Below are 20,720 nucleotides of genomic sequence, written 5' to 3'. Positions count from 1 at the left end.
CGCGGCGCGGCGCCGGCCCGCAGGCGGCCACCAAACGGGCGCCCGCCGGCCGCGCGACACCGGGAGCCGCGCAGGCGGCCCGGAAGCGTCAGGCGGCCGCCTCCGCGGCGACCGCCCGCAAACAGGGCCGCCGCGACAGCCGCTGACCGTCTCCACAGTCTGTGGATAGAACATGTGTATGAAGACGCGGGATGGCGGACCTTATCGCGTCATGGCAGGATCTCCGCACCGCGCCGCCCATGATCGGCGCACCGATGCCACGGGGGAGCGCCATGACCAGGGTTCGAGCACGTGTTATTCGGGCTTCGGCCGCGCTGCTGCCCGTGTCGGCGCTCATGGCCGTGGCACTGTGGGGAGCCGGGCCCGCCGCCGCCGCCGGGTGCGCGACGAAGATCGCCAGCGACTTCAACGGCGACACGATCAGCGACCTCGCGGTCGGCGAGGTGGGCCGCAACGGCGGCGCCGTGCGCGTGCTCTACGGGACCGCGAGCGGCACTGGCACCGCCGGCAACCAGTACTTCGACCGCGCGACGCCCGTGTTCGCCGACATCCTCGGGCCGGGCGACTTCAACAGCGAGCACCAGCTCGGTACGGCGCTGGCCAGCGGCTACTTCAACGACGACTGCTACGCCGACCTCGCCGCGGGCGCCCCGAACACCGGCCGGATGGTCGTCTTCTACGGCTCCGTGAGTGGCCTCACCGCCAACGACGTGGTCCGGTTCCGGCAGGTGGACCTCGGGATCACCGCCGGCGTCTTCGGGTTCGCCGCGGCGCTCGCGGCCGGGGACATCAACGGGGACGGACGCGACGACCTGGCGGTAGGCCAGGAACAGACGGCGAACGGCGGCGGGGTGGCGGTGCTCTACGGTGCGGCGTCCGGGCTCACCGCCACCGGACGCCAGTGGATCACCCAGGACACCGCCGGCGTGCCGGGCGCCGGCGAGAAGGGCGACCTTTTCGGACACAGCGTCGTGCTGGCCGACTTCACCGGCGACAAACGCGCCGACCTGGCGGTAGGGCTGCCCGGTGAATCGTCGATCCCGGACCGCGACGGTATGCCGGCGCACAACGGCTCCGTGGTCGTGTTGCGTGGCACCACCAGCGGCCTGACCGCCACCGGCAGTCAGGCCTGGTCGCAGAACACGGCCGGTGTTCCCGGGGCGGCCGAGTTCGCCGACGCGTTCGGCATGTCCCTCGCCGCCGGTGACGTGAACCGCGACGGCAGGGTCGATCTCGCTATCGGCGCCCCGGGCGAGGCGATCGGGACCCGGATCAGCGCCGGAGGCGTGACCGTGCTGCGCGGCGCGACGTCGGGGCTGACCGCCACCGGCGCGCAGGCGTTCAGCCAGGACACCGCGGGCATCCCGGGCGCGGCGGAGGCGGGCGACCGGTTCGGCGAGACGGTGCTGCTCGCGGACCGTACGGGTGACGGCGCGGCCGACCTCTTCGTCGGCTCGCCGGGCGAGGACCTCGGCACCGCGTTTGAGGCCGGCTCGGTCACCATGCTGACCAGCAACAAGTCGACCCTGGTCGGTACCGGCGCGCAGGCGTACTCGCAGAACACCGCGAACGTCCCAGGGGCCAACGAGAGCGGCGACCTGTTCGGCTCATCGCTGCGGCTCGTGCACGGTTCGACGCTCGTCGTCGGTGCGCGGGGCGAAACGCTGGGCACGTTTTCCCGCGCCGGCGCCTTCAACCTGTTGAAACTGAGCGCTGCCGGGGCCGTCGTCAGCGGCACCGGCACCAGCGCGGCGACGCTCACCAATGGCGTCGTGGGGGAGGGCTTCACGCTCGGCGCGCCGCTCGGGTAGCTGATCCCTACCGGAGGAACGTCTGCTCGACGGTCACGTCGCGCAGCTCGTCCCACCGGACGGTCCCGTAGTAGTAGTCGTCGTTCTTCTCCCAGATGAACCCGGCCGGGATCGTCTCGCCCGCGTCGTTGTTGTCGCCCCGGAACCAGGTCGCCCGGACCGTGTCCCCGTCGCGGGCGAGCACCTCCAGGCGGCCTCCGCCGTCGTGGCGTGCCCACGTCGTGAACCGGACGACCGCGGTGACCTGCGCGACCGGCACGTACGCGAACCAGCGGCCGGAGTGGTCCTGCCTGGCCCCCGGATAGTCGGCGTCGACCACCACGGCCGCGCCCTCCGCGTGCCAGGACGCACTCGCCGCCGGGAGAAGCTCCCCGTCCACGACGTAGTACCGACCGGTCAGCACCTCGACGCGGGCGGCGGCGCGCTCGCGGGCCGCGAGGAATTCAGGGCTACCAGTCACAGGCGTGCGCCGCCCACTCGACGCGTAACCCGGGGGCGGGTGCCCTGCTGAACGAACCCTGGTACACCATCTGACCGTACGTGGCGTTCGGCCCGCATCGCCGTCGACACACAGCAGCCAGTCCGGGTTGTCCTCCACGACCATCACGCCGAACCGTCGACAGATCGGGCTGGGAGGTGACGGCGGTGTCGCGGGTCCCGGTGTCGAACCGGGCACGCCGCCCTCATGAGGGGCGGCTGAGGCCCAACGCTCCCCCGCGTACTCCATAGTGGATAGCAGCCTGGCGCCTTCGGCGGGCGACGAACCTGAACCGATGCTATGAGTTCATGATGTCCCTGACCTGTTGTGCGCTGAGAGCGTCTTGATAGACGCGTTCACAGCCGATGGTGCGCCCGAAGGAACAAGAATGAACCAGAGCTTGACCCTCGATCTCCAGCTCAACGTGGATGTTTCACGGCGTGACCCAGGAGAGTTGGCGTACCACTGGATCGACGACGTGTCGCAGCTGCTGGCGGGCGACGCCCGCCAGCAGCTGGCCCACCTTCCAGGTGAAGTGCAGCAAAGCGCGCGACCGTTCGGACCGCTAGGCGATGCGGGCAGTGTCTTCGGTGTGGTCGATACCTGGCGCAAAACGGAACGAGGCATCGACACGACAGAAATGAACTGTTCCACGTTGGGTCTGCAATGGCTACGGTCTGAACTCGACGACCTGCCGTATGAGACGCACCTGTGGATTGGCAACCTAGATGAGCACGGCCATCGGTCTGGACGGATAGCGAATTTGTCTGTACGCCATGTCGAAACTACGCCGAACTGGTTGCGACTGCACGCCTTCGTCGACGAAAGTGTATTTCTCGACCGGTTGTCGGGTCCCCAGGCTCAACGACAGTACCTGGATGCCCTTTGGTCGTTTGCCAACCAAACCGATCCCGGATTCGGTCACGTCGCCTACTGGTACTCAGATGGAGTAACGGCGCTGGAGGACGCGCTTCCACGTCGGACCTACCCACGTCAGCATTCGGGTCCGGACTTTACGGTTAACGAATGCCGGCAGTGGCTCCGCGGCTATTCCTGGCTGACCATCGTTCCTCAAGATCTCGCCGACCAAGTCGGCGGTGCGGACGGTCTTTCACGTAGTGGGGCCTTCGTTGAGGTTCGACCAATGGACGCTGGTGGTGTTTGGCTTCTAGCAACCCATGATTACCGCGACTACTCCGATGAGGCAGTCGAACGCGTTTGGCGTACGCTTGCGCCGATTTTGCGGCAAGGGCTTCCGGAGGTTCATCCCCCGCGGTTTCCCGGTACGCCTCCACATCGCATTGTCGCACGAGACGCCGTCGAAATAATGTGACGTGCCCCCGGCGGGATTCGAACCAGCGACCCCCGGCTTCGGAAGCCGGTGCTCTCTCCGCTGAGCTACGAAGGCAGTGACGTGCGTGGGAGCGGAGGGATTCGAACCCCCTCAGCGTCGCAACCGGTTTACAGGCGGCCCCAGCTCTCCAACTCTGGCGCGCTCCCCTGGGGTGACTGGCCGGATTTGAACCGCGCGACCTCCCGGGTCACAGCCGGGCGCTCTGCCGCTGAGCTACAGCCACCGCTCCCCGACCAGGACTCGAACCTGGGACAAGATCCTTAACAGGGATCCGCTCTGCCAACTGAGCTACCGGGGAATGAGAAGCGCGGACGGGACTCGAACCCGCACATGTCCCGGGTGAAAACCGGGCGGCTCTACCAGTTCGCCCACCGCGCCATGCGTGTTCCGGGAGGGAGTCGAACCCCGACCTCTGTCGCGTCAGGACAGCGCTCTTCCGCTGAGCTACCAGAACGTGGCGGGTGTCCGATTCGAACGGCGTCTCGAGATCATGACTCTCGTGTGGTTCCAGCTCCACCACACCCGCACCGGCATCTCCCGCCCAGGAATCGAACCCGGATCCTCCGCTTAGGACGCGGCTGCTCTGTCCGTTGAGCTAGCAGGAGATGGTCCCCCGGGCCAGAGTCGAACTGGCAACCGTTCGCTTAGAAGGCGACCGCTCGGTCCGTCGAGCTGCCGGGGGAGATGTGCGCCGCGCAGGGCTCGAACCTGCGACCTATCGCTTAAGAGGCGAGAGCTCTACCAACTGAGCTAGCGGCGCGTGACGGAGACGGCGCGGGTCGAACGCGCACAGGACGATGCCTCAACCGCTTTCAAGGCGGTGGCCGGCGCCAATCGGCTGGCGTCTCCACGAGCGGAAGGTGCGCGATTCGAACGCGCGCAGGTGTGACCCTGTACACCGTTTCCAACGGTGCCCCTCGACCAGCCGGTCACCTTCCAGGTATCGCGGAGGAGGGCGGATTCGAACCCCCAAGGCTTTCGCTCGTCCCGCTTCGAACGGGGTGCCGTCACCACGTCGGCTAGCTCCTCCATGTGCGTGCCCCTGACAAGACTCGAACTTGTCACCTCCGGCTTCGTAAACCGGCGCTCTCTCCAGATGAGCTACAGGGGCATGAGTACCGTCGGCAGGAGTCGAACCTGCTGCCTCCGCGATATCAGCGCAGCGCCCTTACCTCGCGGGCCACGACGGCGTGGCGAAGGGTGAGGGATTCGAACCCCCGGCGGTGTGACCCGCTCCGCGCTAGCAACGCGGTGCCTTCAGCCTCTCGGCCAACCCTCCGTGCGCGCCCCGTACCGGTGTCGAACCGGCCGCCTCTCGATCGACAGTCGAGCGCTCTCCCGCTGAGCTAACAGGGCATGTGTACGTCCGGGGGGACTCGAACCCCCACGCCTTGCGGCACCGCTGTTTGAGAACGGCGTGTCTACCTGTTCCACCACGAACGCGTGCGTGGACCCGACAGGTCTCGAACCCGTCACCTCCCGCTTGCAAGGCGGGCGCTCTACCGACATGAGCTACGGGCCCGTAAAGCCGACGACCCGACTCGAACGGGCCACCTCCCGCTTACAAGGCGGGCGCACATCCTGCTGTGCTTCGTCGGCATGAGCTGGGAACGGAGGATTCGAACCTCCACGTCTCCCGGGTCAGAGCCGGGCGTGTTGCCGGTTACACCAGTTCCCAAGGTGCTTGCATGATCTTGCGTAGACCGTATGGGACTCGAACCCATGATCTTCGCGCTGAGAACGCGATGAGCTTTCCAGCTGCTCCGACGGTCCAGAGGGGTACGACCCCATCGTCGGGAACCGGGGAGTCGAACCCCGTGCCTCTTGCTCCCAAAGCAAGCGTGGTCACCGTGCCACGCGATCCCGAAGTGTCACCGGCGGCCGACGCCCGCTATTGGAGCGCCGGCGGCCGGTGGCCTACTGCTATCCACTATGGAATTGACAATATTCAATACCTCTGGGTAGAGGAATGGCGCACGGGCGACAGGAGTCGAACCTGCAACCGACGGTTTTGGAGGCCGTTGCTCAGCCAGTTGAGCTACACCCGTAAGAATGCGGAAATAAAGAACGCCGCCGTCCCGGGGCCGGGAGGGCGGCGGAGTGATTCGCCAGCAAGCTGCTGCTAGCGGCGCCACCGACCCTCGGCGTGGTTGTTTTCGCGGTCATACGATCGCCAGACTCTGGATATGGCGGCCTCGACGCGCGGCATCGGCCGCTGCGCTTCATTCGAGGTGTGCCGCAACATGTCTGACTCCGTTTTCTGCTCGGTGTGCCTGAGTGCTGACGTCAAAGATAGGGGCACCCGAACCACGAGGCAATGGTATTTACGAGCAGAGTTCGTCGTAGTCGAGCGGCAGTGCCCGGGGGCGGCGTGCCAGGGGTGCACCCGAGGTATGGCCAATCGCGTGCGGAATGCGGGGCACCTGTGCGGCACGTAAGGCCAATAACCGTGACGGCCTACCGCGCGAAGGTGGACGCGAAGGTGGCGTGGACGGGGGTGTGGGGGAGGTTGTCGTAGATCGCGAACACGACGCGGTCGAAGCGGGGGACCTCGCGGAGCGTGTCGGCGAACGCGTGCGCGACCGTCGCCGGGTCGTTGCGGAAGACGCCGCAGCCCCAGGCGCCGAGGACCAGGGTGCGGTGGCCGTGGGCGGCCGCCACCTCGAGGATGCGGCGGGCCCGTCGGCGCAGGACCGCCGGTACATCGTCAGTGTTCTCGGGTTGGTTGCGCACGACGGCGCCGAGGTTGGGCGCGGCGGCGGTGAGGAACGCGGCCTGGTGCGGCTCGTCGAGCAGGTCGCCCTTGTCGTCGCGGAACACGGGGACGCCGGGGGCGTAGATGACGCGGTCGCTGTAGCGCAGGTCGCGCTGCGCGCGGTGGTACGCGTAGAAGTCGGGCGCGGCGAGCAGGCAGGGGTAGAGGGCGGAGGAGCGCGCGATGCTCTCCTCCTGCGCCTTGGCGCCGCCGAGGAAGCCGCCGCCGGGGTTCTTCGCGGACGCGAAGACCAGGGCCGCGACGTCGTTGCCGAGTCGGCGGGCGGCCGCCAGAGTGGACTCGTGGGTCACCTCGATGGTGGGCGTGGCCGTCGGGCCGGTGGGTGTCACGACGTCGTCGGGCAGGTAGTGGCGGGTGCCGGCGATGGCGGCCGCGACGGCGTCGCCGATGCGGGCGCGCCGGCCGGACGGGGTGGTGTACTCGCCGGCCTCGGCGATGGCCACGGTCTGCCGGGCGATCTCCCGCAGTCGCGCGCTCATCGGACCTGAAACTTTCGCACGGGGTCACGGTAGTCAGCGCGACCTGGATCGATCAACGCGATAAGGCTGTGAGAGAGCGCTCTCTGCGCGATGTGGCCGCCTCTGTTTCGGGTCGCGCGGGTCAACAACCTGGCCATTGGCAATACGCAGAGTTAGCCATTGACAGTCATGCCCTTAACGTCCTAGAAACGTGAGAGCGCTCTCCGTGTGCCGCCGACCGGTGGCCGCGTCCCACCATCTGTTGATGAGGTTCCCCGTGACCCCCACCGAACCGGCGCCCAGCCACGCGCCGAAGCCCGTACGGCGCCGCCGTCGGCGCGTGATGCTCGCTGCTGTTGCCGCCACCGTCCTGGCGGGCACCGCGGCGGTGACGGTCAACGCCAACGCATCCGTCCCGTCGACGCCGTCGGGATGGTCGCTGCAATGGAGCGACGACTTCACCGGGTCGGCCAACACCCTCCCGTCGTCCAATAACTGGATCTTCACCACGGGGACGCAGTACCCCAACGGGCCGGCCAACTTCGGCACCGGTGAGATCCAGACGTACACCACCAACACGCAGAACATCAGCCTGGACGGTTCGGGCAACCTGAAGATCACGCCCATCAAGAGCAGCTCCGGGCAGTGGACCTCGGCCCGCATCGAGACCAAGCGGACGAACTTCAAGCCGCCGTCCGGTGGGGTGCTGCGCATCGAGGGCCGCATCGCCATGCCGAACGTCACCGGCAGCTCCGCCATGGGCTACTGGCCGGCGTTCTGGGCCCTGGGTTCCCCCTACCGGGGCAACTACTGGAACTGGCCGGGCATCGGCGAGCTGGACATCATGGAGAACGTCAACGGGATGAACCAGGTCTGGGGGACGCTGCACTGCGGCGTGAACCCGGGCGGTCCCTGCAACGAGACCCAGGGCCTCGGCGCGACCCGCGCCTGCCCGAACAGCAGCTGCCAGGGCAACTTCCACACGTACGCGATCGAGTGGGACACCAGCGTGAGCCCGCAGGTCCTGCGGTGGTACGTCGACGGCGTGCAGTTCTTCTCCGTGTCGCAGAGCCAGGTCGGCTCGTACTGGTCGGACATGACCAGCCACGAGGGGTACTTCATCCTGCTCAACGTCGCCATGGGTGGCGCGTTCCCGAACGGCGTGGCCGGCTACTCCACGCCGACCAGCTCGACGGTGTCGGGCAAGCCGATGCTCGTCGACTACGTCGCCGTCTACACCAAGGGTGGCAGCGGGACCACGCCCACGTCGTCGACCCCGACCACGGCGGCGCCGACCTCGTCGAGCAGCGGCACCCGCAGCGCGTACAGCACGATCCAGGCCGAGTCGTTCAACGCCCAGTCCGGCGTCGTCGCCGGCGCCGACCAGATCGGTTACCTCGCCAACGGTGACTGGGCCCGCTACGACAACGTCGACTTCGGGTCCACCTCGCCGAAGGACTTCGTGGCCCGGGTCTCCTCCGGCATCGCCGGTGGGGCCAGCGGCCTCGTCCAGGTGCGCATCGACAGTCTCAGCAACAACCCGATCGGCAGCTTCGCCATCGCCAACACCGGCGGCTGGAGCAGCTTCCGGGAGGTGCCGGCCAACGTCAACGCGGTCACCGGAAAGCACACGGTGTACCTGACGTTCTCCAGTGGCCAGTCGGCCGACTTCGTCAACGTCGACTGGTTCATCTTCCGCAGGTAACGACGCACCATCACCACACTGTGGCCGCAGCGGACCCGTCCGCTGCGGCCACAGCACGTCCATGTCCGGAAACCTTGCTAGCGTGCAACCGCCCCGGTCCGTCTCCTGTGGAGGCACGCATGCTCGCCGCGTTCGTCCGTGATGCCGCCGCGACCGGCGCCATCTTCGGCTTCTTCGCCTCGGTGTGGTTCGGTTGGGCGCAGGAGGCGCCACCACGGCGACTGCGTCCGTACCTGATCGCGGGCTCGGTGCTGTCGGTCGCCGCCATCGTCGCGGGCGTTACGCTCATGATCATTCACTGGAACGACGGGACCGTCTTCGACGACACCACGGGGCCGCAGTTCGGCGTCGTCGTCGCGTTCGAGGTGGTCCTCGCGGGGCTCGGGGCCGCCGTCCTGGCGCGCCGGCAGCCTGACGTCGTGCCGGCGTGGGTGGCGCTCATCGTGGGCCTGCACCTCTTCCCGGTCGCAGTGATACTCGAGTACCCGTTCCTGCATGTGCCGGCCGCGCTCGTGACCCTGGTGGCGCTGGGGTCCGTGCACGTCGCACGGCAGCGGGGCATCGCCACGAGTGCCGTGACCGGGCTCGGGTCGGGCGCCGTGCTGCTGCTGTCCGCCGCGTACTCGCTCGCTACGGTGCCGTCGTTCGGGTAGCTACCGCGCCCGCCCCGTCGTCGTTGAGTCCTCGGGGCGGGTGGACAAGGACGTCCGTCCGCCCCGGCTAGGCCCCGTGACCGGCGTTGAGGTCGCGGACCGCGGCGAACATGAGCGGCGGTGTGTCGGCGCCGGGCCCGACCTCGATGGGGCGCAGCAGCAGGCCCTCGTGGTCGCCCAGGTCGACGCGCGAGTCGATCTCGCCGACCAGCCACGCGGGGCAGCGGTCCAACAGGGGGACGCCGTGCGGGCCGGGCCGCCAGGCGCACCGCGCGAGCTTGTCCACCTCGTCGCCCGTCTCGGTCCCGAACAGCTCGGCCAGGTCGTGGTCGGCTGGACCCAGGCGGTGTACGGCGACCGCGAGGGCGCGCGCCGCCGCGCGGTAGGTGTGGTTGGCCTTCGACAGGCAGGCGAGGAACCGGGGCGGATCGATGCTGCACTGGGTGGCGAAGCCGATGAGGCACCCGCTGCCCGGCACGGTGAGCACGAACATCGGGTAGTCGAGCTGACCCGTGAACCGGTCGAATGTTGACGCTTCCACCGCCGGATCCTTCTCACCCACAGCCTGTGGATAGAACCTGTGTACGAACGCTAGTGGATCTTCGGGGGATTGAAGATCCACTAGCGTCCTCGCGCGTCACGGGGTTGTGACCGTGCTCCCGGGGCTCTTCTTCGACGCCGCGACCGTGTCGAGCTTGTGGGTCACGGCGTCCGTGGCCGCGTTCAGCTTGCGGCCGGCGGCGTCGGTGCCGGCGCCCACGATTTCCTGGATCTTGTGCTTGGCCTGCACCACGGGTGGCTGGTCGGCGAGGTTACGGGCACCCTCGACGATCTTGTCGTACTTCTCCCGACCCGCGCGCGTACCGAGCACATAACCGACCGCCACGCCGGCCGCCAACGTCAACAAACGCATCGCATACCTCCTCGTCGTTGAGCGGTTTGCCCACCGGGAGCGCAGCTGAAACACCTGTGACCGCGCCGGTTACACCAAGGGGGTGCCGAACTCGAGGACGCCGTCGACCACCGAGTTGGTGATCGTGCGGCTGGACCAGGCAGTCACCGGCACGAGCTCGCCGCCGCTGGAGCGGAACGTGGTGACGGCGCCGGACGGTTGATCGAGGTACGCACAGCAATCCTCCCCGTGCAGCGCAGTCGGGAAATGATCACATGCGTGTCGTCGGTGATCAAGGCCCTGGTGGGGCCGCTACCAGGCGGTCCAGCCGCCGTCGACCACGACATTGGTGCCGGTGACGAAGCTCGACCGCGGCGACGCGAGGAACAGCAGCGCGGTGGCGATCTCCTCGGGGCGTCCGACGCGTCCCAGTGGCACGTGGTTGGCCAGGCGCTCGAGGAACGCCGGGTCGCCACCGTCGCCGGGGAAGGGGCCCGGCGTGATGGCGTTGACGCGGATGCCCCGCGGTGCCAACTCCACGGCCGCATATCGGGTGAGCTGTAGCAACCCCGCCTTCGCCGCGCCGTAGAACGGCGGGTTGCGCGCGTCCGGCGAGTCGTAGATGTCGAGCCGGGGCGCGACCAGGCCGTACATGGACGCCACCGTGATCACCGAAGGCGAGCCGTCGGCGGTGGCCGCTTCGAGCAGGTCGCGCGTGGCCGCGAGCAGGCGCGCGAACGCGCCGAGGGCCAGGTCCGTGGCCTCGGCGAACTCCGCCGCGTTGGTCGAGGTTAGCGATCCGCCTCGGCCCACGTGCGCGTTATGCACGAGTACGTCCAGCCGCGCGGCGTCCGCGCGCACCGTCTCGCCGAGCGCGACCACGTCCGCGTCGCTGGTCACGTCGCACCGCACCGTCAGGCAGCCCGTCTCGACGGCGAGCCCGGCCAGCCGCTCCGCGTCGCGCGCGACGGCGAACGTCCGCGCCCCGGCGTCGACCAACGCCCGCGTCATCTCCCGCCCGAGCCGTCCGGTAGCCCCGGTCACGACCGCGCTGCGCCCCGAAAGATCGAACAGCTCCGTGCTCACGCCGCCCCCCAACAATCGCCTGGTCGCGGCCGGAATCCGTCGCGACGCGCCTCCCAACCCGGCCATCTGTGCGCATCTGGCGTGGTGGCCGCGGCGGAGTATGGCGATCCGTGCGCATTCGGCGGGGTGGCCACGTTCGAGCATCGCCAACTGTGCACACCTGGCGGCGAGGAGGGCCCCACACTTCGCCAGATGTGCACAGACGGCGAGCGCAATGCCCGGGTCGGCCGCCAGTTGCGCACATCTGGCGAGCGCGAGCGGCGGAGCCTCGCCAACTGTGAGCATGTGGTGGCGTTGTGGCCGCTGGAGCCCGCCAACTGTGAGCATGTGGCGGGGTTGTGGCTGCTGAAGCTCGCCAACTGTGAGCATGTGGTGGCGCAGAGGGTGATTGAGCCCGCCAACTGTGCAGATGTGGTCGGGTGGGCGGCCGGTGACCCCGCCAACTGTGGACATGTGGTCGGGTCGGTGGGCGGGGCCTCCACCAGATGTGAGCAATTTGTGGCGCGGTGGGGGTGACGGGGCGTCGAGGGCGGGAGGTTGGTGGGGCGGGTCAGGGCCATTGGGCGGGGTCCAGGAGGGGGGCGGGGATGTCGGGGAGGGCGGCGCGGACCACCGCGCCCTCCGCGGGGGTGAGGGGGCGGCGGGCCGCCAGCGCCGCGTTGCGGCGGAGTTGGGCCTCCGTCTCGGCGCCGACCACGATCGACGTGACCCACGGCAGGGACAGGACGTAGGCGACGCAGAGGTCGGCGCGGTCCGCCCGGCCCAGCGCGGCGGCGACCCGGTCGAGGCTGTCCACGATGGTGTCGCGGTGGGCGTCCGTGACGTGCGGCCAGGTGACGGCGCGGCCGGCGGTGAGCAGACCCTGCAGGTACACGCTGCGGACCGTCACGACGAGCTCGGGGCGGCCGGCGAGGAGGGCCGCCAGGTCGGGGGCGAGCCAGCGGCGGTCCAGGGCGTTGCAGGGCAGCTGGACGTAGCCCAGGCCGGGCAGGGTCAGCACCGAGCGCAGCTCGTCGGGGGACTGGACCGAGACGCCGATCCGGTCGGCCGCGCCGGTCGCGGCGTACTCGTGGAGGGTGGGCCAGCCGACCGCGGCGTCGGCGGCGCGGTGCAACAGCAACGTGTGCGGGCCCGGGCGGCGTAGCGCGGCCAGGCTGCGCGTCACGCTGGCCCGCACCGACGCGGGCGTCGCGTCGGGTCCCTGCGGCGCGACCTTGGTGACGACGCGCAGCGGCAGGTCGGTCGCGAGGTCGCCGATGCGGTCCTCGCTGTCGCCGTAGGCGCGTGCGGTGTCCAGGTGGGTGACGCCGAGGTCGGCGGCGGTGGCGAGCAGGCGCGCGGCGACGTCGTCGGCGGGGCGGCCGGCGCGGTTGGCGACGCCGTAGGCCATGCCGAGCTGGGCGGTGCCGAGGACGAGGCGCGACTGCGCGTAGTCGCCGCGGCGGGCGACGGGCAGCCGGGGCGGCGCGTCCGACACGGTGTTCACGGGGTCATTAGAAACCATTGCACCCCGGGTTAATCAAATAGATCCGTGCTGATATTAAAAGAGTAGTTGAACGGCGAAGAAACGCGCGGCCAACAGCGGGCAAAACAACCCGCGCGCCGCGGATCTCCCCATGCCGGCGGGTATGGTGGGCTCGCCTTGAACCCGGGGAGTGTGGGACGGCGACGTGCATCACGCGAATTATTACTACGGTCATGCCCACGTGCTGGCGCGTTACTGTGAATTGCCGCAACCCTTGCATCCGCCGCGCATGCGCGGCTATCTGCAGCATGGTTGGAACATCGGCGACGGCCTCGCCCCCGGCGTGCCGTTCGTGGCGGGCAGCAAGCTGTTCGTGTGGTCGGAGGAGACCCGCCGGCGCGCGTGGTCCCAGGGCCGCCGCGAGGTCATCGTCACCGGCGCGCCGTTCGCCTACCTCGTCGCGCTGGAGCCCGAGCCGCCGGCCGCCGGGCGCGAGGGGACGATCTTCTACCCCTTCCACGGGTGGGAGGGTCAGCTCGTCAACGGTGACCACCACCGCATGATCGACGAGTTGCGGTCGGTCGAGGACGGCCCCATCACCATCTGCCTCTACTGGAACGAGTACCGGTCCAAGCCGGTGCGGCGCGCGTACGAGAAGGCGGGGTTCCGGGTGATCTGCCACGGGTACCGGGGCTTCTGGTGGCGCGACCACGACCGTGGGTTTCTCGTGCGGCAGCTCGCCGAGCTGCGCCGGCACCGGCGCGTGGTGTCCAACCGGCTGTGCAGCGCCATCTGGTACGGACTGTTGGCCGGCTGTGCAGCCGCCGTTTACGGCGACCCCATGACGCTCGAGAACGATGACCAGACCTTCGGCGGCGAGCCCCGGCTGCGCCGGCAGTGGCCGGAGGTCTACGGGCACCGGACCGACACTGCGGCGTGCCGCGAACTCGCGCGCCGCGAGCTCGGCGCCGACGTTCTCATGAGCCCCGCGGAGCTGCGGACCCATTTCGGCTGGGAGGGTGACGCCCGATGATCACGCGCATCGGCGGGGAGATGTACTCGTGGAGCGACCACGACCCGGCACGGGGCCCGAAGGTCGCCGCCGGCGGCGCGCTGCGCCACGTGCTCACCGAACTGGCCGCCCCCGGGCAGCGGGTGCTGGTCGCGGGCCCGCACGACGACGCGCTGATCGCGGCGCTGATCGACCGTGGCGCTCAGGTCAGCTGCCTGGCCCGGTCCGTCCTCGACGCCGACCGGCTGGACAGGACCTTCCCGGCCGCCGAGGTGCTGTGCGGCAGCGTCGTCAAGCTCGACGAGACCGTCCGGTACGACCTCGTCGTCGCCGCCGACGGCCTGGACCGGCTCGGCTCCACCGAGGGCGGACAGGCCGCGCCGGCCGAGGTGCTGCGCATCCTCGCGACCGTTGTCGAACCCGACGGCGCGCTCGCCCTGATGACCGACAACCCGCTCGGGGTGCACCGGCTCGTCGAGCTCAACCCGGCCGGCCACTACGACTCCGACGCCGCCTGGTACCCCGTACGCGGCTGGGCCGCCTCGCTCGACCAGGTGCGCGGCAAGCTGAACCTGCACGGGCTGCCCGAGGCGGCCGTCTACGCGGTGTACCCGACGCCCGACACGGCCACCGTCCTCGTCGGGTCGGGGCTGTTCGGCGACGTCGCCGCGCCGCTGCGCGGGCCGCTCGGCGCGGTGCTGTCGCGGGCCTTCACGGCCGCGTACCGGGAGGTGCCGGTGCTCAGCGACCCCCGCCGGCTCACGGCCCGCGCGCTGGCGGCCGGCGCCGAGGGGACGATGGCGCCGGGGTGGCTCACGATCGCGCGGCGCGGGTGCACGCTCGCGCGCCACGAGGTGGTCGCCAGCGACGGCTACACGTACGAGCTGTCATCGACCGGCCTGCGCGTGCTGGAGAGCGCCGCGCCCGTGGAGCGGCACGGGTTGCGCCGCGTCACCGCACCACAGGCGGACCTCGCCGGGCTGATCCTGGAGGAGCGGCTGCTGCCGCTGTTCGCCCACGTCGACGTCGCCGGCCTGCGGGCCGAACTGCAGCGGCTCGTCGCCTGGCTCGACGGGCGGGCCGAGGGCGGGGTGATCGCCGGGCCGGCCGCGCTCGCCACGGCGGAGACGTTGCTGGACGACGGGTACGACCTGCGACCCGTGCCGCCGACGTGGGAGCCGATCGACCCGGTGCCGGTCGACGTCGTCGTGGCCCGGGCGCTGTGGAACATCGCGGTGCGCCTCATCACCGGCGGGCATCCGCACCCGTGGGCGCTCACGTCGAGCGCGCTGGACCTCGTGTCGATCCTGGCCGCCACGGTCGGCCGGCCGCTGCGCGCCGAGGACCTGCGCGCGGCCATCGACCTGCAGGTGGCGCTCGACGCGGCGGACGGCGACCTGAGCCTGACCGACGAGCGGGCGCGCCGTGCCGACCTGCTCGCCGTGCAGCCGGGCCGGCCCACGATCGACGTCGCCGGCTACCGGGAGCTGGAGGAGGCCCTGTGGCGCCAGCGCTACCAGGTCAGCCACCTGCTCGCCGAACGGGAGTGGACCGAGCACATCATCGGCTCGCGCGACAACGCGCTGAGCCGCATGGACTGGGAGGTCCAGCTGTTCCGCCGCAGCTTCTTCGGCAAGCTGCTCATGCTGGCAAAGGCCTTCTACCGCTCGCTGCGCCGCGACGGCGGCCGGGCGCTGCGCCTCGCGGCCAACGCCGCCAAGGGCGACACCCCGGGGAGTACGGGCTGACCGCACCCCCCGGGGCGTGACCGGACTCAGCACCAGGTGAGCGTGGAGTTCACCCGGGTCACGTTGGTGATGACGTTGTTCGTGCCGCACGGCGACAGGCGGATGTTGACGTTCGACACCGTGAGGTTCTTCAGCGTGTTGTTCGCCGACGCCGGGAACTCGGTCCGGGACGCGATCCGGACCTCACCGCCGCCGCTGATCGTGCCGGACGATCCGGCGATCGTGGTCCCGTAGCAGTTCTCCAGCAGGATCGCGTTGTTGCCGGTGTTGGCGATGTCGACCCGGTCGATCAGCGCGCCGCCGCTCTCGGAGACGCAGAAGATGCCGCGACCGCCGCCGCGCGCCTTGACCAGCCCGACCCGGATGTTGACCGGGTAGGACGAGCCGATGCGCCCGGCGCGGTTGGCGATGCGGAACGCCGCGTACCCGGTGCCGGTGCCGGCGTTCTCCGCGTCGACCGTGCCGACGGTGGCGTTGATGGTCTGGTTGAGCAGCAGACCCGACTCCCCGACGCTGCGGGCCGTGACGGTGCCGATGGTGATGCCGTCGACGCCGTAGGTCTCCAGGGCGTGCGAGCTGGCGCCGGAGACGTACACGTTGTCGACGCGGTAGTTCCTGGCCATCACGGACGTGTTGCCGTAGTTGTCGATGCGCACGCCCAGCCCGGACGACAGGCGCATGTCGATCTGGCCGAGGATCACGTTGTCGACGCTGCGCAGGAAGATCCCGTACACCGGCGTGCCGGTCACCTTCAGGTTCTGGATCTCCACGTCACGGGTGCCGCGGGAGTAGACCGGAGCCATGTCCCCCGAGCCCGAACCGGTCACGTTGATCGTCCCGCAGACATCCAGGATGGTGTACGACGGGAGCGACAGGCGCGACGCGGCGCTGACCGAGCCGGAGCCGCGCACGACGACGCGCTGCTTGCTGGTGCGGCCCGCGGACAGGCTGTTCACCGCGCCCTGCATCGCCGACAGCATGCTGGTGCCCGTGTACACGGTGGTGGAACCGTTGCGGGCCGTCCAGGTGCTGCCGCTGACCGTGACCTCGGCGTTGAAGCTGCCGCTGCCGCAGCCGCTGCCGCCCCCGCTGGAGCCGGTGGTCGGGGTGGTGCCGCCGGTGCCGACCTGGACGAGCTGCCACTGCTGGTTGGCCCCGTCGAGGTCGGCGTACTGCGAGACGACGCCGCCGTCGGCCGTGGACCATTCCCACATCTCCAGGGCCTTGCCGGAGTGGCGGTTGAGGAACCGCACGTAGCCGCCGGCCGAGTCCTTGAGCGTGAACTGCTGCTTGGTGTCCGACGAGGCGGTGGTCTGGATGACCTGGGCGCCGTCGGTGGCGTTGGGCACCGCGACGACCTTGCCGCTGTGCCGGTTGCGCAGCTGGTAGTAGCCCGAGCCCATGTCGACGAACTGGAACTGCTGGTTGTTGGCGTTGGTGCGCGTGTACTGCCGCAACTGGCCGCCGTCGGCCGTGGACCACTCCCACAGGTCCATGGCCTTGCCGCTGTTGCGGTTCACGAACACGTACCAGGCGCTGGTGTTGACGGTCGCCGCGCTGGCCTGCGTCAGGCCGATCGCCGCCGCGCTCGCGACCAGGCCGAGGGTGGTGGCCAGGATCGCCGCGAGCCGCCAGCGACGGCGCGGCGGGCGGTTGGGTGGTGACATGGAGTTTCCTCCCCTGGGTGGCGGTGGGACGGAACGGCCGGCCACGGAGCCCGTATCGCGAGGAAAGGCCTTTCCTAATTGTTACGTCGCAACATATAGAAGGGTTGCGATGTAGTCAATTGCGCGCGCTTGCCCCGAACCGATCCGGGGTACGTGACCAGGCGTGACAGAGGTCGCCCCCGAGAAAGAACCTGTCGGCCCCGCGCGGGTCTTCGGCTGGTGCGCCGCCGGCGCGCTCGCGGTACTCGCCGTCGCCGTCGCGGCGGTGCTCGTCTATGCCGCCCGCGCGCTGCTCGTGCAGGTCGTCATCGCGGTGTTCCTCGCCGTCGGCCTCGACCCGATCGTCCGGTGGCTCATCGCGCGACGGGTCAAGCGCGCGCACGCGGTCGCCATCATCGCGTTCGTGACGGTCGCACTCACCGCCACGCTCATCTGGCTCTTCGCGCCGACGCTGCTGGAACAGGCGCGTGCCCTCACCACCGACTTTCCCGGCTACCTGCAACGGCTGCGGGAACGCTCGCCCGGCCTCTCGCAGCTGGAGAGCCGGCTGAACCTCCAACCCGCGGTCGACGCGTGGGTACGCGACGTGCCCGGCAAGGTCGGCACCCAGGCCGTCACCATCACCCGGCAGGTGCTCGGTGCCGTCGTGTCCGTACTCCTGGTGGTGGTTCTGACGATCTATCTGATGTTGGACCTGCCCCGGCTGCGGCGCGGCCTCGCCCGGCTGTTCCCGAAGCGCTTCCGCCCGGCGGTCTTCGAGGTCACCAACCTCGTCATCGACAAGGTCGGCTCATACATGATCGGCAACCTGCTGATCTCGGCGATCGCCGGCGTGACGACGTTCGTGGCGCTGCTGATCCTGGGGGTGCCGTTCGCGCTGCCGCTGGCACTGCTCGTCGCGATCGCGGACATGATCCCGCTGATCGGGGCGACGCTCGGCGCGGCCATCTGCGTCATCGTGTCGCTGGCCAGCTCGGAGACCTGGACCACGCCCATCCTGGTCGCCCTGTTCTTCGGGCTCTACCAGTTGCTGGAGAACTACCTCATCGCGCCGCGCGTGCTGCGGAACACCGTGGAGATCTCGTCGCTCGCGGTGCTCTTCGTGGCCCTCGTCGGCGCGACCGCGCTGGGACTCATCGGCGCGCTGATCGCCATCCCGCTCGCCGCCGCCCTGCGGGTCATCATCGGCGACCGTCTCCGCGCCCGCGACGAGGCCGAAGAAGAGGAAGAGGCGGCCACCGAGCCGGTGACCGCCTCCCCCTAGGTTGCGCTACGCGCCGACCGCGCGGCCGTCCAGGCGCCAGGAGGCGACGACCGCCGGGCGGGCGTAGTTGCCGTCCGGCCACGTCGACGCCGGCTTGTCGAAGCTCGCCCCGGTGATCTCACCCGGGTGCTGCACCGCGACGAACACCGAGCGGCCGTCGCCGGTCAGCGCCGGGCCGCAGGTCTCCGCGCCGAGCGGCACGGTCAGGAACTGCTTCACGTGACCCCGCTCCGGGCCCTCCAGCGGCACGGCGAACAGGCCGTCGTTGGAGCCCAGCGCGTTGCCGTCCGTGGAGATCCACAGGTTGCCGAACCGGTCGAACGCCACGTTGTCCGGGCAGGAGATCGGCGACACCTTCGTCTTGTCGTACCCGGCGAACCAGGTGACCTCGCCGGCCGGGTCGGCCGGGTCGCCGCACACCAGGAACAGGTCCCAGGTGAACGTCTCGGCGGCGTTGTCGTCGCCGTCCTCGGTGATCTCGATGACGTGGCCGTGCCGGTTGCGGACGCGCGGGTTCGCCTCGTCCACGCCCGGGTTCGAGCCGACGCCACGGTTCGTGTTGTTGGTCAGCGCCGCGTACACCTTGCCGGTGAGCGGGTTGGCCTCGACGTCCTCGGGGCGGTCCAGCTTCGTGGCGCCCACCGCGTCCCCGGCCTGCCGGGTGAAGATGAGCACGTCCTCGATGGTCCTACCGGGCACCAGCGACACGCCGTCGCGGGCCAGCGGGATCCACTGGCCGGTGCCGTTGAACCCCCCGTCCGCCGGCAGGGCGCCCGTGCCGTCCACGGTCGAGGTGAAGCCGAACTTCGCCACGTACAGCGTGCCCGACTCCAGCAGCGTCAGGTTGTGCCTACGCGCCGACGCCGGGTCGCCCTTCTTCATGGGCTTGCTCGAGACGAACTTGTACAGGTAGTCGAAGCGCTCGTCGTCACCCATGTACAGGACCGCGTGGCCGGCCTTCGACAGGATGGCCGTGGCACCCTCGTGCTTGAACCGGCCCAGCGCCGTGTGCTTGCGGGGGCGCGAGTCCGGGTCGAACGGGTCCAGCTCGACGATCCAGCCGAACCGGTTGGCCTCGTTCGGGTTCAGGGCCAGGTCGAAGCGGGGATCCACGAGGTCCCACTTGCGGTTGCCGCTCGGGTACCGGGTCGACGTGGTGATGCCGTACCGGTCGAGCCTGGCCCTGGTGTCCGCGCCGGCGGCCGCGGCGGCGTCGCCGCCCACGAAGTACTGGTTGAAGTTCTCCTCGCCCGACAGGATCGTGCCCCACGGGGTGACGCCGCCGGCGCAGTTGTTGAGCGTGCCGATCACGGTGGTGCCGGTCGGGTCCGCCGTCGTACGCAGCAGCGGGCTGCCCGCGGCCGGCCCGGTCAGCTGGAACTTCGTGGCCAGCGCCGTGACGCGGCGGTTGTACCGGCGCGAGCCGCGCCGCACGACCTGCCACCCGCCGGTGCCGTCCACCCGCTCGATCTCCACCACGGACAGGCCGTGCGCGGCCAGCGAGATCCGGCGCTGCTCGGGGGTGAGCGCGTCGAGCGTCGTGAAGCCGGGGAACATGAGGTCCTCGTTGGTGTACTCGTGGTTGACCACGAGCAGCGCCCGCCGGTAGTCCCTGTCCAGCGGCACCACGGCGACGAAGTCGTTGTTGTAGCCGAACTGCCTGCTCTGCGCCGCCGCCGTCTGGTTGTACGGGTCGAAGTCGGGCGCCCCGGGCACGACCTCGTCGCCCCACCGGATCACGACCGCGTGGTCGTACCCGTTGGGCACGATGACCGTGTCCAGCTTGTTCGGCGGGATGGGCTTGAACGTGAGTTCGCCGGTGCCGGGCGCCGGCTTGGCCGCCCCCACGGTCGGCGCCGCGACGGCCGCCCCTCCGGGGACCGCCGCCTCGACGGCGCTGGACACGCCGAGCACGAGGGCGCCGAGGGCGCCGGCCCGCATGAGGCCGCGCCGGCTCAGGCCGGTGTTGATGAGATCGCCGAGGTACTCGTTGTCGGTCTGGTTGGGCACCGGGTGGTCGCAGGCGTTGCCGCAGCGGTAGAGGCAGGTCATGGGGGACCGGGCGGTGCCGTGTGCGCCGCCGGACAGCGGCAGCAGGCGCGAGGGCTCGGGCATGGTTGTCCTCAGGGTTCTTCAGGAGGGAACGGCCTGTTCCCGGCGGACGGTAGGCGCGCGTGGTGATCTGCGGGCGGCCATCCGTTGAACCCCGAATGAATCGGCGCACGACAAAGCGGCTGCCCCGCGAACCGCGGGGCAGCCGCTTCGGTCCTGTATCGCTCAGACCGTGGGGTCGAGCTCTCCGCGCAGCTTGGTGAGGGCGCGGGTGAGGAGTCGGGAGACGTGCATCTGGG

General features: G+C 69.9%; 16 protein-coding genes and 23 tRNA genes. 8 read left to right on the top strand and 31 right to left on the bottom strand.

Features of this window, described 5'->3' with window-relative positions; all coding sequences use genetic code 11:
* The first annotated feature begins 272 nt into the window (after nt 1-272).
* Nucleotides 273-1,811 carry an FG-GAP and VCBS repeat-containing protein gene (locus tag ABD211_RS18175; protein WP_344132878.1) on the top strand — a complete coding sequence of 513 codons (1,539 nt, stop codon included), beginning with the start codon at nt 273-275 and terminating at the stop codon, nt 1,809-1,811.
* Nucleotides 1,812-1,818: 7 nt separating this feature from the next.
* Here ABD211_RS18175 and ABD211_RS18170 read toward each other — a convergent pair whose 3' ends face one another.
* Nucleotides 1,819-2,271 (bottom strand): hypothetical protein, encoded by a 453-nt coding sequence (locus ABD211_RS18170; RefSeq protein ID WP_344132876.1) that lies wholly within the window; start codon nt 2,269-2,271, stop codon nt 1,819-1,821.
* A 406-nt stretch (nt 2,272-2,677) separates the two neighbouring features.
* Between ABD211_RS18170 and ABD211_RS18165 the strand changes: the two genes are divergently transcribed.
* Nucleotides 2,678-3,622 (top strand): hypothetical protein, encoded by a 945-nt coding sequence (locus ABD211_RS18165; protein WP_344132873.1) that lies wholly within the window; start codon nt 2,678-2,680, stop codon nt 3,620-3,622.
* Nucleotides 3,623-3,624: 2 nt separating this feature from the next.
* Here ABD211_RS18165 and ABD211_RS18160 read toward each other — a convergent pair.
* The 24 genes from ABD211_RS18160 to ABD211_RS18045 form a co-directional block, all read right to left on the bottom strand.
* Nucleotides 3,625-3,697, bottom strand: a tRNA-Arg gene (locus ABD211_RS18160).
* 11 nt (nt 3,698-3,708) lie between these two features.
* Nucleotides 3,709-3,789, bottom strand: a tRNA-Tyr gene (locus ABD211_RS18155).
* A gap of 1 nt (nt 3,790) precedes the next feature.
* Nucleotides 3,791-3,866: transfer RNA gene (locus tag ABD211_RS18150), tRNA-His, on the bottom strand.
* Between the two features lie 2 nt (nt 3,867-3,868).
* A tRNA-Asn gene (locus ABD211_RS18145) sits at nt 3,869-3,941 on the bottom strand.
* Nucleotides 3,942-3,946: 5 nt separating this feature from the next.
* Nucleotides 3,947-4,021: transfer RNA gene (locus tag ABD211_RS18140), tRNA-Glu, on the bottom strand.
* A 5-nt stretch (nt 4,022-4,026) separates the two neighbouring features.
* Nucleotides 4,027-4,097 (bottom strand) — tRNA-Val (locus ABD211_RS18135).
* A gap of 79 nt (nt 4,098-4,176) precedes the next feature.
* Nucleotides 4,177-4,248: transfer RNA gene (locus ABD211_RS18130), tRNA-Arg, on the bottom strand.
* A gap of 1 nt (nt 4,249) precedes the next feature.
* Nucleotides 4,250-4,325: transfer RNA gene (locus ABD211_RS18125), tRNA-Arg, on the bottom strand.
* 5 nt (nt 4,326-4,330) lie between these two features.
* Nucleotides 4,331-4,403 (bottom strand) — tRNA-Lys (locus tag ABD211_RS18120).
* Between the two features lie 4 nt (nt 4,404-4,407).
* A tRNA-Ser gene (locus tag ABD211_RS18115) sits at nt 4,408-4,492 on the bottom strand.
* Nucleotides 4,493-4,497: 5 nt separating this feature from the next.
* A tRNA-Ser gene (locus tag ABD211_RS18110) sits at nt 4,498-4,581 on the bottom strand.
* An 8-nt stretch (nt 4,582-4,589) separates the two neighbouring features.
* Nucleotides 4,590-4,673 (bottom strand) — tRNA-Ser (locus ABD211_RS18105).
* Between the two features lie 7 nt (nt 4,674-4,680).
* A tRNA-Arg gene (locus ABD211_RS18100) sits at nt 4,681-4,754 on the bottom strand.
* Nucleotides 4,755-4,759: 5 nt separating this feature from the next.
* Nucleotides 4,760-4,833, bottom strand: a tRNA-Ile gene (locus tag ABD211_RS18095).
* A 1-nt stretch (nt 4,834) separates the two neighbouring features.
* Nucleotides 4,835-4,922: transfer RNA gene (locus tag ABD211_RS18090), tRNA-Ser, on the bottom strand.
* Between the two features lie 5 nt (nt 4,923-4,927).
* A tRNA-Asp gene (locus ABD211_RS18085) sits at nt 4,928-4,999 on the bottom strand.
* 5 nt (nt 5,000-5,004) lie between these two features.
* Nucleotides 5,005-5,086: transfer RNA gene (locus tag ABD211_RS18080), tRNA-Leu, on the bottom strand.
* Between the two features lie 5 nt (nt 5,087-5,091).
* Nucleotides 5,092-5,165, bottom strand: a tRNA-Ala gene (locus ABD211_RS18075).
* A gap of 4 nt (nt 5,166-5,169) precedes the next feature.
* Nucleotides 5,170-5,242: transfer RNA gene (locus tag ABD211_RS18070), tRNA-Thr, on the bottom strand.
* A gap of 5 nt (nt 5,243-5,247) precedes the next feature.
* Nucleotides 5,248-5,321 (bottom strand) — tRNA-Gln (locus ABD211_RS18065).
* A gap of 21 nt (nt 5,322-5,342) precedes the next feature.
* Nucleotides 5,343-5,416: transfer RNA gene (locus ABD211_RS18060), tRNA-Glu, on the bottom strand.
* 20 nt (nt 5,417-5,436) lie between these two features.
* A tRNA-Pro gene (locus ABD211_RS18055) sits at nt 5,437-5,509 on the bottom strand.
* Nucleotides 5,510-5,618: 109 nt separating this feature from the next.
* Nucleotides 5,619-5,691 (bottom strand) — tRNA-Trp (locus ABD211_RS18050).
* 409 nt (nt 5,692-6,100) lie between these two features.
* Complete coding sequence (locus ABD211_RS18045; protein ID WP_344132870.1) at nt 6,101-6,898, bottom strand: TIGR02452 family protein; 798 nt, start codon at nt 6,896-6,898, stop codon at nt 6,101-6,103.
* 244 nt (nt 6,899-7,142) lie between these two features.
* Here ABD211_RS18045 and ABD211_RS18040 point away from each other — a divergent pair, with 244 nt between their 5' ends.
* The gene (locus ABD211_RS18040) at nt 7,143-8,582 is read left to right on the top strand and encodes a glycoside hydrolase family 16 protein (protein WP_425560450.1); all 1,440 of its coding nucleotides are present in this window, start codon (nt 7,143-7,145) and stop codon (nt 8,580-8,582) included.
* Between the two features lie 119 nt (nt 8,583-8,701).
* Nucleotides 8,702-9,235, top strand: coding sequence for a hypothetical protein (locus ABD211_RS18035; RefSeq protein ID WP_344132867.1), 534 nt, complete (start codon nt 8,702-8,704; stop codon nt 9,233-9,235).
* Nucleotides 9,236-9,302: 67 nt separating this feature from the next.
* Here ABD211_RS18035 and ABD211_RS18030 read toward each other — a convergent pair whose 3' ends face one another.
* From ABD211_RS18030 to ABD211_RS18020, 3 genes are all read right to left on the bottom strand, one after another.
* The gene (locus tag ABD211_RS18030) at nt 9,303-9,776 is read right to left on the bottom strand and encodes a flavin reductase family protein (protein ID WP_344132864.1); all 474 of its coding nucleotides are present in this window, start codon (nt 9,774-9,776) and stop codon (nt 9,303-9,305) included.
* Between the two features lie 96 nt (nt 9,777-9,872).
* Nucleotides 9,873-10,148, bottom strand: a complete 276-nt coding sequence (locus ABD211_RS18025) for a hypothetical protein (protein WP_344132861.1) — start codon at nt 10,146-10,148, stop codon at nt 9,873-9,875.
* A 291-nt stretch (nt 10,149-10,439) separates the two neighbouring features.
* A complete protein-coding gene (locus ABD211_RS18020) occupies nt 10,440-11,213 on the bottom strand; it encodes an SDR family NAD(P)-dependent oxidoreductase (protein WP_344132858.1) in 774 nt (257 codons plus the stop codon).
* 81 nt (nt 11,214-11,294) lie between these two features.
* Between ABD211_RS18020 and ABD211_RS18015 the strand changes: the two genes are divergently transcribed.
* A complete protein-coding gene (locus ABD211_RS18015) occupies nt 11,295-11,729 on the top strand; it encodes a hypothetical protein (protein ID WP_344132855.1) in 435 nt (144 codons plus the stop codon).
* 34 nt (nt 11,730-11,763) lie between these two features.
* Here the strand turns inward: ABD211_RS18015 and ABD211_RS18010 are convergent, their stop codons facing one another.
* Entirely contained in the window at nt 11,764-12,699 is a 936-nt protein-coding gene (locus ABD211_RS18010; RefSeq protein ID WP_344132852.1) for an aldo/keto reductase, read from the bottom strand.
* Between the two features lie 184 nt (nt 12,700-12,883).
* Here ABD211_RS18010 and ABD211_RS18005 point away from each other — a divergent pair, with 184 nt between their 5' ends.
* Together ABD211_RS18005 and ABD211_RS18000 are read left to right on the top strand one after the other, a co-directional pair.
* The gene (locus tag ABD211_RS18005) at nt 12,884-13,711 is read left to right on the top strand and encodes a hypothetical protein (protein WP_344132849.1); all 828 of its coding nucleotides are present in this window, start codon (nt 12,884-12,886) and stop codon (nt 13,709-13,711) included.
* Nucleotides 13,708-15,438, top strand: a complete 1,731-nt coding sequence (locus ABD211_RS18000; RefSeq protein WP_344132846.1) for a class I SAM-dependent methyltransferase — start codon at nt 13,708-13,710, stop codon at nt 15,436-15,438. Before ABD211_RS18005 ends, ABD211_RS18000 begins: the two co-directional genes overlap by 4 nt.
* A 26-nt stretch (nt 15,439-15,464) precedes the next feature.
* On the opposite strand, the gene ABD211_RS17995 is transcribed toward ABD211_RS18000, so the two are convergent.
* Nucleotides 15,465-17,105 carry an RICIN domain-containing protein gene (locus ABD211_RS17995; RefSeq protein WP_344132843.1) on the bottom strand — a complete coding sequence of 547 codons (1,641 nt, stop codon included), beginning with the start codon at nt 17,103-17,105 and terminating at the stop codon, nt 15,465-15,467.
* A 163-nt stretch (nt 17,106-17,268) separates the two neighbouring features.
* Here ABD211_RS17995 and ABD211_RS17990 point away from each other — a divergent pair, with 163 nt between their 5' ends.
* Nucleotides 17,269-18,369 carry an AI-2E family transporter gene (locus ABD211_RS17990; protein ID WP_344132840.1) on the top strand — a complete coding sequence of 367 codons (1,101 nt, stop codon included), beginning with the start codon at nt 17,269-17,271 and terminating at the stop codon, nt 18,367-18,369.
* A gap of 6 nt (nt 18,370-18,375) precedes the next feature.
* On the opposite strand, the gene ABD211_RS17985 is transcribed toward ABD211_RS17990, so the two are convergent.
* Nucleotides 18,376-20,484 (bottom strand): PhoX family protein, encoded by a 2,109-nt coding sequence (locus ABD211_RS17985; RefSeq protein ID WP_344132836.1) that lies wholly within the window; start codon nt 20,482-20,484, stop codon nt 18,376-18,378.
* Nucleotides 20,485-20,720 lie beyond the last annotated feature (236 nt).

This window comes from Luedemannella flava (assembly GCF_039528515.1).
GTDB classification, from domain to species: Bacteria; Actinomycetota; Actinomycetes; order Mycobacteriales; family Micromonosporaceae; genus Luedemannella; species Luedemannella flava.
Note: the sequence above shows the minus strand (reverse complement) of the source record. Positions and strands in the feature narration are given on the sequence as shown.

Coding starts and splice junctions, on each gene's coding strand:
- ABD211_RS18040 (WP_425560450.1), top strand. CDS start 7,143: ATGAGGTTCCCCGTGACCCCCACCGAACCGGCGCCCAGCCACGCGCCG.
- ABD211_RS18025 (WP_344132861.1), bottom strand. CDS start 10,148: ATGCGTTTGTTGACGTTGGCGGCCGGCGTGGCGGTCGGTTATGTGCTC.
- ABD211_RS18175 (WP_344132878.1), top strand. CDS start 273: ATGACCAGGGTTCGAGCACGTGTTATTCGGGCTTCGGCCGCGCTGCTG.
- ABD211_RS18045 (WP_344132870.1), bottom strand. CDS start 6,898: ATGAGCGCGCGACTGCGGGAGATCGCCCGGCAGACCGTGGCCATCGCC.
- ABD211_RS18165 (WP_344132873.1), top strand. CDS start 2,678: ATGAACCAGAGCTTGACCCTCGATCTCCAGCTCAACGTGGATGTTTCA.
- ABD211_RS17995 (WP_344132843.1), bottom strand. CDS start 17,105: ATGTCACCACCCAACCGCCCGCCGCGCCGTCGCTGGCGGCTCGCGGCG.
- ABD211_RS18000 (WP_344132846.1), top strand. CDS start 13,708: ATGATCACGCGCATCGGCGGGGAGATGTACTCGTGGAGCGACCACGAC.
- ABD211_RS17985 (WP_344132836.1), bottom strand. CDS start 20,484: ATGCCCGAGCCCTCGCGCCTGCTGCCGCTGTCCGGCGGCGCACACGGC.
- ABD211_RS18035 (WP_344132867.1), top strand. CDS start 8,702: ATGCTCGCCGCGTTCGTCCGTGATGCCGCCGCGACCGGCGCCATCTTC.